The sequence below is a fragment of the Bradyrhizobium australafricanum genome, from assembly GCF_020329495.1.
GTDB classification, from domain to species: domain Bacteria; phylum Pseudomonadota; class Alphaproteobacteria; order Rhizobiales; family Xanthobacteraceae; genus Bradyrhizobium; species Bradyrhizobium australafricanum.
In genome coordinates this window covers 17,472-30,955 of sequence record NZ_JAGKJL010000034.1, presented here as the reverse complement: position 1 = coordinate 30,955, position 13,484 = coordinate 17,472, and the positions used below count along the sequence as shown (strand labels likewise).

Annotated in this window: 16 protein-coding genes; 9 read left to right on the top strand and 7 right to left on the bottom strand. The window is 65.7% G+C overall.

Annotation, left to right across the window (positions count from 1 at the left end; all coding sequences use genetic code 11):
• Nucleotides 1-3: 3 nt before the first annotated feature.
• Nucleotides 4-1,056 carry a phenylacetaldoxime dehydratase family protein gene (locus J6525_RS27015; RefSeq protein ID WP_225646932.1) on the top strand — a complete coding sequence of 351 codons (1,053 nt, stop codon included), beginning with the start codon at nucleotides 4-6 and terminating at the stop codon, nucleotides 1,054-1,056.
• 164 nt (nucleotides 1,057-1,220) lie between these two features.
• Here the strand turns inward: J6525_RS27015 and J6525_RS27010 are convergent, their stop codons facing one another.
• Nucleotides 1,221-2,156 carry a glycine/sarcosine/betaine reductase selenoprotein B family protein gene (locus J6525_RS27010; RefSeq protein WP_038385790.1) on the bottom strand — a complete coding sequence of 312 codons (936 nt, stop codon included), beginning with the start codon at nucleotides 2,154-2,156 and terminating at the stop codon, nucleotides 1,221-1,223.
• 92 nt (nucleotides 2,157-2,248) lie between these two features.
• Here J6525_RS27010 and J6525_RS27005 point away from each other — a divergent pair, with 92 nt between their 5' ends.
• The 5 genes from J6525_RS27005 (at nucleotide 2,249) to tsaA (ending at nucleotide 6,182) form a co-directional block, all read left to right on the top strand.
• Nucleotides 2,249-3,358, top strand: a complete 1,110-nt coding sequence (locus J6525_RS27005; protein WP_225646931.1) for a lytic transglycosylase domain-containing protein — start codon at nucleotides 2,249-2,251, stop codon at nucleotides 3,356-3,358.
• A gap of 193 nt (nucleotides 3,359-3,551) precedes the next feature.
• The gene (locus tag J6525_RS27000; RefSeq protein WP_092078232.1) at nucleotides 3,552-4,304 is read left to right on the top strand and encodes an AzlC family ABC transporter permease; all 753 of its coding nucleotides are present in this window, start codon (nucleotides 3,552-3,554) and stop codon (nucleotides 4,302-4,304) included.
• On the top strand, nucleotides 4,301-4,645 hold the full coding sequence (locus J6525_RS26995) for a branched-chain amino acid transport AzlD family protein (RefSeq protein WP_092078229.1): 345 nt from the start codon (nucleotides 4,301-4,303) through the stop codon (nucleotides 4,643-4,645). Before J6525_RS27000 ends, J6525_RS26995 begins: the two co-directional genes overlap by 4 nt.
• A gap of 61 nt (nucleotides 4,646-4,706) precedes the next feature.
• Complete coding sequence (locus J6525_RS26990) at nucleotides 4,707-5,687, top strand: Bug family tripartite tricarboxylate transporter substrate binding protein (RefSeq protein WP_225646930.1); 981 nt, start codon at nucleotides 4,707-4,709, stop codon at nucleotides 5,685-5,687.
• 3 nt (nucleotides 5,688-5,690) lie between these two features.
• Nucleotides 5,691-6,182, top strand: a complete 492-nt coding sequence (gene tsaA / locus J6525_RS26985; RefSeq protein WP_092078223.1) for a tRNA (N6-threonylcarbamoyladenosine(37)-N6)-methyltransferase TrmO — start codon at nucleotides 5,691-5,693, stop codon at nucleotides 6,180-6,182.
• A gap of 95 nt (nucleotides 6,183-6,277) precedes the next feature.
• On the opposite strand, the gene J6525_RS26980 is transcribed toward tsaA, so the two are convergent.
• The 4 genes from J6525_RS26980 to J6525_RS26965 form a co-directional block, all read right to left on the bottom strand.
• Nucleotides 6,278-6,703, bottom strand: a complete 426-nt coding sequence (locus J6525_RS26980; RefSeq protein WP_092078220.1) for an HIT family protein — start codon at nucleotides 6,701-6,703, stop codon at nucleotides 6,278-6,280.
• A gap of 52 nt (nucleotides 6,704-6,755) precedes the next feature.
• The gene (locus J6525_RS26975; RefSeq protein WP_092078217.1) at nucleotides 6,756-8,006 is read right to left on the bottom strand and encodes a GNAT family N-acetyltransferase; all 1,251 of its coding nucleotides are present in this window, start codon (nucleotides 8,004-8,006) and stop codon (nucleotides 6,756-6,758) included.
• A 165-nt stretch (nucleotides 8,007-8,171) separates the two neighbouring features.
• Nucleotides 8,172-8,924: a glycerophosphodiester phosphodiesterase gene (locus J6525_RS26970; RefSeq protein ID WP_225646929.1), complete on the bottom strand. Its 753-nt coding sequence runs from the start codon at nucleotides 8,922-8,924 to the stop codon at nucleotides 8,172-8,174.
• A gap of 3 nt (nucleotides 8,925-8,927) precedes the next feature.
• Nucleotides 8,928-9,395, bottom strand: coding sequence for a RidA family protein (locus J6525_RS26965; protein ID WP_016845428.1), 468 nt, complete (start codon nucleotides 9,393-9,395; stop codon nucleotides 8,928-8,930).
• A gap of 264 nt (nucleotides 9,396-9,659) precedes the next feature.
• Here J6525_RS26965 and J6525_RS26960 point away from each other — a divergent pair, with 264 nt between their 5' ends.
• Together J6525_RS26960 and J6525_RS26955 are read left to right on the top strand one after the other, a co-directional pair.
• Nucleotides 9,660-10,526 carry a cell envelope integrity EipB family protein gene (locus J6525_RS26960; RefSeq protein ID WP_225646928.1) on the top strand — a complete coding sequence of 289 codons (867 nt, stop codon included), beginning with the start codon at nucleotides 9,660-9,662 and terminating at the stop codon, nucleotides 10,524-10,526.
• Between the two features lie 254 nt (nucleotides 10,527-10,780).
• A complete protein-coding gene (locus tag J6525_RS26955) occupies nucleotides 10,781-11,182 on the top strand; it encodes a RidA family protein (RefSeq protein ID WP_018271995.1) in 402 nt (133 codons plus the stop codon).
• A gap of 103 nt (nucleotides 11,183-11,285) precedes the next feature.
• Here the strand turns inward: J6525_RS26955 and J6525_RS26950 are convergent, their stop codons facing one another.
• Together J6525_RS26950 and J6525_RS26945 are read right to left on the bottom strand one after the other, a co-directional pair.
• On the bottom strand, nucleotides 11,286-12,602 hold the full coding sequence (locus J6525_RS26950; RefSeq protein ID WP_225646927.1) for a DNA polymerase IV: 1,317 nt from the start codon (nucleotides 12,600-12,602) through the stop codon (nucleotides 11,286-11,288).
• Entirely contained in the window at nucleotides 12,581-12,880 is a 300-nt protein-coding gene (locus J6525_RS26945; RefSeq protein WP_225646969.1) for a DUF3572 domain-containing protein, read from the bottom strand. The genes J6525_RS26950 and J6525_RS26945 overlap by 22 nt, the downstream gene beginning before the upstream one ends.
• Nucleotides 12,881-13,108: 228 nt before the next feature.
• Here J6525_RS26945 and J6525_RS26940 point away from each other — a divergent pair, with 228 nt between their 5' ends.
• Complete coding sequence (locus tag J6525_RS26940; protein ID WP_028336390.1) at nucleotides 13,109-13,474, top strand: response regulator; 366 nt, start codon at nucleotides 13,109-13,111, stop codon at nucleotides 13,472-13,474.
• Nucleotides 13,475-13,484: the final 10 nt, after the last annotated feature.

Here is a 13,484-nt window from a genome sequence, read left to right as displayed (position 1 = left end):
GCCATGGAATCCGCCATTCCTTCTCATCTGCAGACAGCCCGGTCGCGTCATCGGCGTGTGCCCGACGATTACGCGCCGCCTTATCCGTCCTTCGTTGCGCGCCACAAGCCCGCGATCACGCGCGTAATCATGGCCTATTTCGGCGTGCAATATCGCGGTGAGCGGAGCGCGGCGGCGAACGAGGCGCTGGCATCGATCGCAAAACGCTTTGCCGGCGAGAACGGCCCGACGCATTGGGACCGCGCACAATATGTCGACCAAGCCGGCTACACCAACGTCGTCTCGGTCGCCTATTGGGACGATGCCGGGCGTTTCGACGCCTGGTTCGACGGCGCGCGCGAGGCCTGGACCGGCAGCGGCGCCAGCGACGGCGTCGGCCGCTTCATCGAGGTGCTGCGGCCGCATGTTGCGCGCTACGAGACGCTGTTCTCGTCGCTGGGCCGTCCGGAGGGCGTCGCGGTGCTCGCCGACGGCATGAGCGGAGAGGTGCAGGAGCATGCCTATTGGGGCGGCATGCGCGACCGTATCCCGCTGTCGCAGACCGACGCGATGACGCCGGGCGGCGAGCCGCGCGTGATCCGCGACGGCGCACGCATCCGTGTGGTCGCGCATGACAATCTCTGCCTGATCCGTTCCGGACAGGATTGGAGCGATACCGAGGCAGCGGAACGCAAGATGTATCTCGACGATGTCGAGCCGGTGCTGCGCGAGGGCATGGATTTCCTGCGCGACGACGGTGTGCCGATCGGCTGCTATGCCAACCGCTATATGCGCGTTGTCGATGCGGAGGGCAGGCCGACCGAAAAGTCTTACGGCCAGAGCTGGTGGAAGAGCCTTGCGGCACTCGAGCGCTGGGCGGAATCGCACCCGACCCATGTCAGGATTTTTGGCGCGGCGATGAAGTATCTCTCGACCTTGGGGCCGAACGCCAAGCTCAGGCTGTATCACGAGGTCACGGTGGCAGGCGCCGACGAGCAGTTCTTCGAATATCTCGGCTGCCATGAACGGACCGGCATGCTCACCGCCGTACAGGTCGCGGCGGCGCCATCCGCCTGAGAGCTCGCCTCAACGTTGCTCCGTCACGGCCGGGCTTGTCCGCGCCATGCCAGCACGCTGCGGCTTCTCCGTGACTGACTGGTGTCTCTGGAATACCGGATCGCCCAGTCGAGCCGAGCGACGACGCCTTGAGTTGGCTAAGTGCTCGTGTCTAGCGCCGAGCCTTACGCCACGCGCTCGCGCAGGCCCTTGGCGACTTCCTTCTGCGCGTCGAACTCGCGGCGCAGGCGGGCCAGCTCCTCGGCGCTGAGCGCATCGGCGTTGCTGTAGTCGCGCTTCCAGGAAGCATCCTCGCTCCAGCGCAGCGGTGACTGCACGGTGGTCTGCGGACCGGGCGCCTGCTCAAGCACGCGCAACGCCAGCTCCAGCGTGAACGCCTGCGAGGCGACGTCCTGCGGCTTGCCGGCGGAATTGCCGAGCGGGAAATCGGAGAACAGGAAACGCGGCACCGCGGCATGCTCGACGATATCCTTGGCGCAGCCCATCACGACCGTGGAAATCCCGTTGGCCTCGAGATGCCGCGCCACCAAGCTGACGGTCTGGTGGCAGACCGGGCAGTTCGGCACCAGCACCGCGGCGTCGACCTTGTCGTCACGGCAACGCTTGAGGATTTCGGGCGCGTCGGTCTCGATGGTGACGCGGTGGCTGCGGTTGGTCGGGGCGCCGAAGAAGCGCGGCGCGACGTCGCCGATCGTGCCGGCCGCGGCGAGGCGCTTGAGCTGTGCCAGCGGGAACCAGGTGCCGTTGTCGGTCGCCGTGGTGTGGGTGCGGTCATAGGCGATGTGCGAAATCCGCAGATCGTGCTGCTTTGACGTGTCGCCGTCATAGACCGCATAGAACTTGGCCCCGCCGTTGTATTTCGCGCCGGGACCCTGGTCGCCCCGTGCCGGATCGAACGGCGCCGCGGTCGTGATGATGGCGACCCGGGACTGGTTCAGCGGCTTCTTCAAGGGCTGGAACGGGGCGGAGGTGTAATGCGCCCAGCGGTAGGGGGTGGTGTAGCCGATCGCCGCGTAATAATCGCGGGTTCGCTTCATATAGCCGATCGGGGCGTCGTCATCGGGGGCAAAGCCGAGTTGATCGTCGGATGCTGCGGCCATTTTGCGCTCCCTTTTGCGCGCCATCATTTCAGTCCATAGCTAGACCACGAGCTTGCGGTGTCAAGCCGCGCCCGCACGGGAACAGAATTGCCATGCGAACCGGTCGTTGCGCCGCATTGGTCATGCTTGTGCTGCTGGTGCCGCCGGCCGGGGTCGGCGCGGAGGACGCTCCGGCCGCGGCTCCGGCCCCGCCGCCAGGCGCCGAGCAGCCGGCAGCGCCGCCCCCGGACAAGCCCGCTGAGCAGCCCGCGGCCGCGCCGGCGGAGCCGCCTGCGCCACCGCCGGGAGAGCAGGCCGCACCATCGGCCGAGAAACCTGCCGCGCCCCCGGCGGATACGCCCGCGGCACCGGCCGAGAAGCCAGTGGCGGCGACCGACAAGCCCGCGGATGATGCGCGCGAGAGCGACACCCGCGAGGCGATGTGCCTGATGATCGAGTCGGCGGCGCGGGCCAACGATTTGCCGCTCGAATTCTTCGCGCGCGTGATCTGGCAGGAGAGCCGCTTCCAGGCCGATGCGGTTGGTCCGATGACCCGCAACGGCCAGCGCGCGCAGGGCATCGCGCAATTCATGCCGGGCACCGCGAACGAGCGCGGGCTGCTCGATCCATTCAATCCGGTGCAGGCGCTGCCGAAGTCGGCCGAATTCCTCAGCGAGCTGCGCAACCAGTTCGGCAATCTCGGCCTCGCGGCCGCGGCCTACAATGCCGGCCCGCGCCGGATCCAGGATTGGCTCGCCGGCTCCGGCTACATGCCGCAGGAGACGCGCAATTACGTCTCCGCGATCACCGGCTCCAGCGTCGACGACTGGGCCGCTGCCGGGCGCAACGGCAAGATGCCGCAGCGCGCGCCGACCACGAGCTGCCGCGAGCTGATGGCGCTGCTCAAGCGCGCGCCGAATCCGTTCGTCGCTGGGCTGGAGCAGCACATCACGCTGTCGGCCGCCAAGGTCTGGGGCGTGCAGCTTGCCGCCGGCTTCAGCCGCGACAAGGCGCTCGCGATGTATGCCCGCGCCATCAAGCGCCTTGCCAACGTGATCGGCGATCAGGATCCGAGTTTGCTGAGCTCACGGCTTCGCACCCGCGGCAGCGCGACCTTCTACCAGGTGCGCATCGGCGCCGACACGCGCCCCGAGGCCGACGGCCTGTGCAACCGCATCCGCAAGGCGGGCGGGGCGTGCTTCGTGCTGAAGAACAGGGCGTGATTGCGTGGATCGGTAGCCCGGATGAAGCGAAGCGCAATCCGGGACAGCTCTCGCCGGTTGCAAGAGCGGCCCCGGATTTCGCTGGCGCTTCATCCGGGCTACCGAGGCGCATACCGGACCTGTGCCGTCTCTTGCTTGACCCTGCGTTGTCAGCGCCCTAAGCCGCCACGATTGCAAAACCATCCGGTTCCCCGTGGCGCTTCCTCCGCTCGATTCTCCGCAATGGCACACCTCGTTCCGCGCCTTCCTATGGGGCGCGCGGTCGATCGGCGCGACCGTGCTGACCCTGGTGCTGTTTGCGACCTATCTCGGCATCGGCGCGCTGGCGCATGATTCCGGCTTCTCGCTGGGCTGGACGCTGGCGAGCACGGCGTTCGTCTGGGCTGGCCCTGCGCAGATCATCGTGATCACGACACTCGGCTCCGGCGCCACCGTGCTGCAATCGGCGATCGCGGTCACCGTCAGCGCGATCCGCCTGTTCCCGATGGTGGTCTCGGTGTTGCCGATGATGCGCACCGAACAGACCAAGCGGCGGCATCTGATCCTGGTGGCGCATCTCACCGCCGTGACGCTGTGGGTCGAATGCTTCCGCTTCCTGCCGCAGGTGCCGCGCAACCGGCGGATCGCCTTCATCCACGGGCTCGGCTGCGGGCTGGTCACCGTCTGCCTGATCGCCAACACGATCGGCTACATGCTCGCGGCCAACCTCACGCCGCTGTTCGCCGCCGGCATGCTGATGCTGACGCCGCTCGCCTTCCTGTTCTCCACGGCGCGCAACTGCCGCGAGCTCGCCGATGTCATCGCGCTGGTGCTTGGCTTATTGCTGTTCCCGCTGGCGGCGATGCTAAACAGCGGCGCCGACATCCTGGTCAGCGGGGTCGTCGCGGGCACCATTGCTTATGCCGTGCACCGGGCGAGGGCGGGCATCGTCGGGGCGCGCGCATGAGTACCTTCATCGGCGACTGGCACGCGCTCGCGATCCTGTTCGTTGCGGGCGTCATCCCGAACCAGATCTGGCGCATGCTCGGCCTGTGGTTCGGCGGCGGCATCGACGAGAACTCCGAGCTCTTGGTCTGGGTGAGGGCGGTCGCCACCGCGATCCTCGCCGGTATCATCGCGCAGATCGTGGTGCAGCCGCCGGGCGCGCTCGCCAGCGTGCCGGACTGGCTGCGTTACGGCGCCGTCGCCGCGGGCTTTGTCGTGTTCATGCTGGCGAGGAAGTCGATCTTCGCTGGCGTGATCGCGGGCGAAGTCGTCATGATCGCGGGCAAATACTGGCTCGGCTGATTGCGGCGTCCGCATTATCCGCTAGTCTCGCTCCCCAAGAACAAGACAACGGGGAAACGGCATGCAGCGGCGCGCATCATCGCTATTCATTGTTGCTCTGACGGGGTTGCTGGCGGCGACGCTGCCGGCGCGTGCCGCGGATTATCCGACGCGACCGATCAAGCTCGTGGTGCCCTATGCCGCGGGCGGGCCGACCGACGTGCTCGGCCGCATCGTCGGCGAATATCTCGGGCGCGATCTCAAACAGGTGGTCGTGGTCGAGAACAAGGCCGGTGCGCAGGGCGCGATCGGCGCCGAGGCGGTGGCGCGCTCCGATCCCGACGGCTACACGCTGTTCGTGACGGCCGCCTCGATCTTCGTGCTCAATCCGATGCTCTACAAGAAGCTGCCCTACGATCCGGCCAGGGATTTTCGCCTGCTGTCCGTCATCACGGACGCGCCGATGATCATGGAGGTGCACCCGTCGGTGCCGGCGAGGACGATCGCGGAGTTCGTCGCTTACGCGAAGAAGAATCCCGGAAAACTCAATTTCGGATCGGCGGGCACCGGCGGCACGGTTCATCTCGCCGGCGAGATGTTCAAGCAGATGGCCGGCGTCGAGATGACCCACGTGCCGTACAAGGGCGCAGGACCCGCGCTGACCGATCTGCTGTCCGGCAACATCCAGCTGATGTTCGACACGCTCGGCACCGCGCTGCCGCCGGTCAAATCGGGCATGCTGCGGCCGCTCGGCGTCAGCTCGACCGAGCGCATCCCCGATTTGCCCGATCTGCCGACGATCGCCGAGAGCGGCTATCCCGATTATGCGGTCAGCGTCTGGTATGGTATCGCAGCGCCGTCGAAAGTGCCTGACGACGTCGCCGACAAGATCAAGGCTAGCCTCGACCGGGCCTTGAACGACGAAGCGTTCCGCGCTTCGCTGCTCAAGATCGGTTTCCCGCCGCTGCATGCGAAGAGCCAGGCCGAGATCGACAAGTTCGTGAATACCGATCGCGCGCGATGGGCGGGCGTGGTCAAGGCGCTGAACATATCGCTGGATTGACACATGGTACGTGAAATGGAACTGCGCCAGGGCGAGGTCGCCGTCGACATGCCGACGACGCGCGATGCCGGGCTCGTCTTCATCGGCCGCATCCGCACGCCCTGGACCTCGCGGCTGGCGACGCCGCGGCAGGGGCGGCATGACGGACCGGTGTGCCGGCTCGAGATTTTCGAGCCCTGGGTCGCCGCGATCAAGGGCGTCGATTTCTATTCAAATCTCGAGGTGCTGTACTGGCTGCACCAGTCGCGCCGCGACATCGTGCTGCAAAGCCCGAAGAACAACGGCAACACCCGCGGCACCTTCTCGCTGCGCTCGCCGGTGCGCCCCAATCCAATCGGCACCGCGATCGTCAAGCTGGTCGGCGTCGAAGGCAACGTCATTTTGGTGCGCGGCCTCGACTGCCTCGACGAGACGCCGCTGATCGACGTCAAGCCCGACCGCTGCGAGTTCACGCCGTTGGCCCCGCCGCAGGCGGGGGATTTCGAGACCGAGTAGAATCTCTCAACCGGTCATTCCGGGGCGATGCGAAGCATCGACCCCGGAATCTCGAGATTCCGGGCTCCGCGCGCCCCGGAATGACAGTGGTGGGATTACTTCAACGCCGCGATCAGCTTCGCCGCGCTGGCCTCCAGCACCTTGGCATCTTCCTTGTGGCTCGCAGGCGGCAGCAGTGCGACGCCGTCCTTGCGTGGCATGACGTGCATGTGCAGATGGAATACGACCTGGCCACCGGCGGGCTCGTTGAATTGCTGCACCGTGATGCCGTCGGCTTCGAACGCCTTCATCGCGGCGGCGGCGATCTTGTGCGAGGCGCGCGCGACATGGGCGTAGTCGTCGGGCTTGATGTCGAGGATGTTGCGGGCAGGGGCCTTCGGAATGACGAGCGTATGCCCCGGCGAGCGCGGCATGATGTCGAGGAACGCGAACACGTGCTCGTCTTCATAGACCTTGTAGCAGGGCAGCTCGCCGCGCAGGATCTTCGCGAAGATGTTGTTGTTGTCGTAGGCGGCGGGCATGGCGGCGGTTCCTTGATGATGCTGGTTTATTGCCTAGGTGGCGGCGGAGACGTCAAGCGTCGTCGTCGACCGTCTTGCGGAACGGGCCGGCCTCGGTGAGCTCGCGGCCGACCTCGGCGACATAGTCGCGCTCGCGCTTGAGGTAATCGGCGATCGCCCGGCGCAGTCCGGGGTCGGCGATGAAATGCGCCGAATAGGTGGTCTGCGGCAGGTAGCCGCGCGCCAGCTTGTGCTCGCCCTGCGCGCCGGCCTCCACCACCTTGAGCCCGCGTTGAACCGCGAAATCGATCGCCTGGTAGTAGCAGACCTCGAAATGCAGGAACGGGTGGTGCTCGATCGCGCCCCAGTTGCGGCCGAACAGCGTGTCCGAGCCGATGAAGTTGATCGCACCGGCGATCCAGCGGCCGTCGCGCTTGGCCATCACCAGCAGCACGTCGCGGCTCATGGTCTCGCCGATCAGCGAGAAGAATTCTCGGGTCAGATACGGCCGGCCCCATTTGCGCGAGCCGGTCTCCATGTAGAACTCGAAGAACGCATCCCAGGCGTCCTCGGTGATGTCCGAGCCGGTGAGCCAGTGGATGGTGATCCCGGCGGCAACCGCCTCGCGGCGCTCGCGCTTGATGCCCTTGCGGTGGCGCGAGTTCAGCGAGCCGAGAAAGTCGTCGAAGGTCTTGTAGCCGTCATTGTGCCAGTGGAACTGCTGGTCGGTCCGCTGCAGGAAACCGTGTGCGCCGAGGAACCTGGCCTCGTCCTCGCGGGCGAACGTCACATGCACGGAGGAGGCCTCGGTGGCGTTGCAGAGCGCCCGCAGGCCCCGCGCCAGCGCCGAGCCGATCACTTCGCGGTCGACGCCGTCGCGGATCAGCAGCCGCGGCCCGGTCGCGGGCGTGAAGGGGACGGACACCTGCAGCTTCGGGTAATAGTTGCCGCCGGCGCGGTGATAGGCCTCGGCCCAGCCGCGATCGAACACGTATTCGCCCTGCGAGTGCGATTTCAGATAGCAGGGCACGACGCCGACGATCCGGCCATCGAGCTTTGCGATCAGATGCCGCGGGCCCCAGCCGGTCCGCGGGCAGGCCGAATTGGAGGCTTCTGCGGCGGCAAAAAAGGCGTGGGAAACGAATGGGTTATAGCTCGAACTTGCGGCGGTCTGGCAATCATTTGCGGAACCGGGCGAGGCCAGCGTGTCGAGGTGATGGATGCTGTCCGCATCCGCCTTGGGATTGGCGCAGGCGTCCCATTCGGCGGCCGGAATGCCGCCGATGTCAGCTACAGCCTCTAGGGTGATTTCAGAAGACGCCATCGAGAATGAAGACCGGTGCCTCGTTTGAGCATGATCTTTCCGGAACAGCTGGCTCCACTTCCGGATCATGCCCCGCATTCCGCCATCGCCGATGACGACCAACCCTCGCCAACATCGTGCGTCGCAGCGACGAGTTCAAGACTGCAAGGGCATGCCTCGGACATGTCAGGTTCCCGGCACGAACCCCTCGAAGATCATCTGGTCGGCGTAGCGCGCCGCGCGCTCGCGCTGTTCCACCGTCCGCACGGTCCAGGCCAGCAGCGGACAGCCGAACACGTTGCGGGCGATCCACGGCTCCGGCGCCGGCAGCTGGTTGACCCAATAGGCGACGAAATGCGGCTCGGTCGTAAAGCCGTGCCGCAGGTACAGCATGCTGTCGCGCTGCGCCGGCGTCAGCTTGTCCCAATGGCCGTCGTCATAGGTGCGCTGGGCGGTGATGCCGCGCGGCAGGTTCGGCATGATCTCGCGCAGCGCCAGCACCTGGTCGGGATCGAAGGACATGCCGACCACCGGGCCGGAATACGACGCCAGCACCTCGGCCATCCGCCGCACCAGCTTGCGGTCGCCGTCGAAATGGCTCTTCACCTCGACCACCAGCGGCACGCGGCCGGCGACCAGCGCGCAGAGATCGCCGAGCGTCATCATATGCTCGGCGGTGTCCTTGAACTTGACGGCCTTCAGCTCGGCCGCGGTCCTGGTTGCCAGCAGGCCCGCCCCCTCGGTGAGGCGGCCGAGCGCATCGTCGTGGTGCACCATGGCCTCGCCGTCGGCGGTGAGCTGGATATCGCACTCGATGGCGAAGTTGCCGGCGACCGCGGCGGTGGCCGCGGCCGGCATGTTCTCGATGATACCGCGCGCGGCATCATGCAGGCCGCGATGGGCGACCGGCCGTTTCGTCAGCCAATCAGGAGCGCGCATCGATCAGGCGACTTCGAACACGCCTTCGACTTCGACCGCGGCGTCCGCGGGCAGCGAGGCGACGCCGACGGTGGTGCGGGCATGGCGGCCCTTGTCGCCGAATGCTTCGACCATCAGGTCGGAAGCGCCGTTCAGTACCTTCGGCCCGTCGAAGAAGTCGGGCGCCGAATTGATGAAGCCGCCGAGCCGCACCACGCGCACGACCTTATCGAGGTCGCCGAGCGCGGCCTTGATCTGGGCCAGCAGGTTGATTGCGCAGCCGCGCGCGGCAGCGGCGCCCTGTTCGAGCGTGACGCCGGCGCCGAGCTTGCCCTTGGCGATCAGCTTGCCCTCGGCGTTGAAGCAGACCTGGCCCGACACGAACAGCAGGTTTCCGCTGCGGACGAAGGGGACATAGTTTGCGACCGGGGAGGTCGGCTCCGGAAGTGTGATGCCCTGTGACGCCAGTTTTTGTTCGACGGTACCCGCCATCTTTTGGTCCCCCAATTGGATTGCACGAAGCCTGAAACGCGGTCAGGGCCAAGTTTGTTTCGATTGTTTCGCGCATCGTGCCGCCGGTTGCAAGCGACGGTAAGGTGAGGACAACGCGGCCATGAGGTGCCGAATCGCACGGAAAGCTGCTGAAAATGACGGCATTTTCGCTGCGTACATTGCCATTTTGTCAGACTTGCCCCAGTTGCGGCGCAATACCACCGTCACTATTGTGGCGAATCCCTGCCTCCTTGAGGAAACCATATGACCCTGCCGTTCCGGACTCCGTCGCGTGCCCTGGTGTTTGCGATCGCCGTTGCCGCAGGATCCGGCCTGGTTCAGGCGTCCGCAGTCGCTGCGGCAAGCGGGCCGTTTCTCGCGCATCAGGCGCTCTACGACCTCAGCCTGGTGAAGTCGCGCGGCTCCAACTCGGTCAGCGATGCGCGCGGGCGCATCCTCTACAATTTCTCCGGCAACTCCTGCGAAGGCTATACCTCCGAATTCCGCCAGGTGTCGGAGCTCGACAGCGGCGAGGGCAAGGTGACGCTGTCCGATCTTCGCTCCACGTCCTGGGAGGACGCGTCGGGCAAAAGCTACCGCTTCAAGATCGACACGCGGATGAACGACAGCGAATCGTCGCCGGTCGACGGCATCGCCGAGCGGGTCGGCGATCATATCACCGTGAAGCTGACCCAGCCGGTGAAGAAGACGTTCAATATCGACGGCAAGATCGTGTTCCCGACCGAGCAGATCCAGCACATCATCGCTGCCGCCCGCGACGGCAAGTCGGTGCTCGAGCAGACCGTCTATGACGGCTCCGACAACGGCGAGAAGATCTACAACACGCTGACCGTGATCGGCCGGCCGATCGCAGGCGACCGCGCGCCGTCATCGCCCGATCCGTCGACGGCGAGCAATGCGATGAAGACCATGACGCGCTGGCCGGTGACGGTGAGCTATTACGACAGCGACGCGCGCGCGAAGGACGGCGAGCAGACGCCGGTCTACGCGATGTCGTTCGAGCTGTACGAGAACGGCGTCTCCCGCGCGCTGGTACTGGACTACAACGATTTCGTGATCTCGGGCGCGCTGGACAAATTCGACGTCAGGGATTCCAAGCCCTGCAAGTGAGGGCTGGCTATCGCCACCCACTCAGCGTCGTCCCGGGCAAGCGAAGCGCGACCCGGGACCCATCACCACAGGGGTGAGTTGTTGAAGGGGGCTGTGGCCCCAGCGTCGCACAACAATCACCTTCGGTGGTTATGGGTCCCTGCTTTCGTCGGGACGACGGCGGAGCAAGCCCGAGCACTCCACGACACCGCACTGGCCGGAACCGTCCGACACGAGTAGGCTTCCCACAAACACGCGTGTCAGGGAGGCACCTCATGAGCGAGCTCAACCACCTTCGCCCCAGCGGCCTGCATCACAATCCGGCTTACTCCCACGTCGTCGTCGCCTCCGGCGCGCGCACGATCTACATTTCGGGACAGGTGTCGGTCGACGAGGAGGGCCGCGTGGTCGGCGCCGGCGATCTTGCCGCGCAGACGACGCAGGTGATGCAGAACCTCGGCATGGCGCTGAAGGCCGCCGGAGCCGGCTATTCCAATATCGTGAAGATCACGACCTTCGTCGTCGGCTACAAGCCGGAACTCCGTCCCATCATCGGTAAGGCACGCTCGGCGTTCTTTGAGGGCATGGAGCCGCCGGCCTCTACGCTGGTCGGCGTCACCGCGCTCGCGGCGCCGGAATGGCTGATCGAGATCGAGGCGGTTGCGGTCACGGATTGAAGGGCTGCGCAGTCGCCATGCGCGGGCTCGACCCGCGCATCCATCGCTTTTCAAAGAGTCCTCGTTGATGGATGGCCGGGTCAAGCCCGGCCATGACGACCGATTACTCCTCCGCGCTCTTCTGCGGCCCCTCATAGGCAATGCCCCTGATCACGGCGGCATTGCCGAATTTCTTGCGCAGATTGTCCATCGCGCGTTCGGCGTGCGCCGAGCGGCGGTCGAGCATGTCGGAATCGTTGGCCTGCGCGCCCGGGCGCAGCGCGCTGACGCCGGTGCCCATCAGGCGGAAGGCGGTGCCGTCAATTTCCTTCGCGAGCATCTCGCGCGACACCGCAAAGATCTTGGCGGCAAGCTGGGTCGGGGTCTGGATCGATTGCGAACGGGTACGCTGGCGGAAGTCCGCGGTCTTCAGCTTCAGCGTGATGGTGCAGCCCGAGAGCTCGCTGGTCTTCAGCCGCGCCGAGACTTTCTCGGACAGTTTCCAGAGCAGTCTTTCCAGCGTTGCGAAGTCGCGGATGTCGGTCTCGAAGGTGGTCTCGCTCGAGATCGTCTTGGCGCCGCGATCGGCCACCACGCTGCGGTCGTCGATGCCGCGCGCGAGCCGCCACAGCCGGCGGCCTTCGCTCGCGAACTGCTTCATCAATTCGTTCTCGTCGGCGCGCTGCAGGTCGGCGATGATGCGAAAGCCGCGCTGCACCAGCTTCTCCTGGGTCGCAGGGCCGACGCCGTAGATGAACCCGACCGGTTTGCTGGCCAGCATCTCGCGCGCCTCGTCCTGGTCGAGCGCGGCAAAGCCCCTCGGCTTGTCGAGGTCGGAGGCGATCTTGGCGAGGAACTTGTTGCAGGACAGGCCGACCGACACCGTGATGCCGATGTCGCGTTCGACATCGCGGGCGAATTTGGCGAGCACCTTGGCCGGGATCATGCCATGGACGCGCTGCGTGCCGGCGAGATCGAGGAAGGCTTCGTCGATCGACAGCGGCTCGACCAGCGGCGTCAGCGCCTGCATCGCCTGCCGCACCTCGCGTCCGACCCGGACATACTTCGCCATGTCCGGCGGAATCACGGTCGCGTCCGGGCAGAGTTCCAGCGCCTTGAACATCGGCATCGCCGAGCGGACGCCATAGGTGCGGGCGATGTAGCAGGCGGCCGACACCACGCCGCGCTTGCCGCCGCCGATGATGACCGGACGGTCGGCGATCTCGGGATTGTCGCGCTTCTCGACGGTGGCATAGAACGCATCGCAGTCGATATGCGCCAGCGCCAGCGCGGGTAGGGAGCGATGACGCACCAGCCGCGGCGAGCCGCAATGGCTGCATCGCTTCATCTTGATATCGAGGTCGCCGAGGCAGTCTCGGCAGAAACTGAGGGGGCCGTCGGAAGCTGCCGCTGCCGTCGTCACGGCACGTCGCGCTCCCATTTCGGGTCGCCCAGCGCTTGATGGGCGGCGGCGATATTGGTCGGGTGCAGTTCCGAGGCCTTTGCAAACGCCTTGACGGTTGCGTCGTCGCGCATCACGAAATCGAGCACGCTCGCAAGAAATTGAGGATCGGACGCGGCGTTCCGCAGCGTCTCTGGACCGATTCCGGTTTCAGCCAGGAACAGGCCCAGCCGCTCGGGATCGCCGGCAATGAAGCCGAGCGCCTGAATCGCAACGATTTCAGCAACTTCCCGGGGGTTGTGAACAGGCTTTTTCAACGCGCCGGTTTGCCTTTCCGTTAACTTATGGTCTCTATTGAGAGGCCCATCATGCCCGAGTCTTCCGCATGTGTTCAAGCAACGGAAACCACGCTGCGGAAGTTGGACTTCGGGTTAACGGGTTAGAGCGATTCTGGCGCTAGTTTGAATTCACATTTTCGACGCGCCCCGAGCGCGGTGCGTGAGGTACCGCAGCCGGGCCCGTCTCCTGGGTTTGGGAGGGACGGGATGGCCAAAACCGTCCTGATCGTGGAGGACAACGAGCTCAACATGAAGCTCTTTCGCGATCTGTTGGAAGCGCACGGCTATCAGACTTCGGGCACCAGCAATGGCTTCGAAGCGCTCGACCTTGTCCGCAAGCTGCGCCCCGACCTCATCCTGATGGACATCCAGCTACCCCAGGTTTCCGGCCTGGAGGTCACGCGCTGGATCAAGGACGATCCCGATCTGCGCGCGATTCCGGTGGTCGCGGTCACCGCCTTCGCCATGAAGGGCGACGAAGAACGCATCCGCGAGGGCGGCTGCGAAGCCTATTTGTCCAAGCCGATCTCGGTCGGCAAATTTATTGAGACTGTCCGACGCTTTATCGGATAGGGGAGTTGTG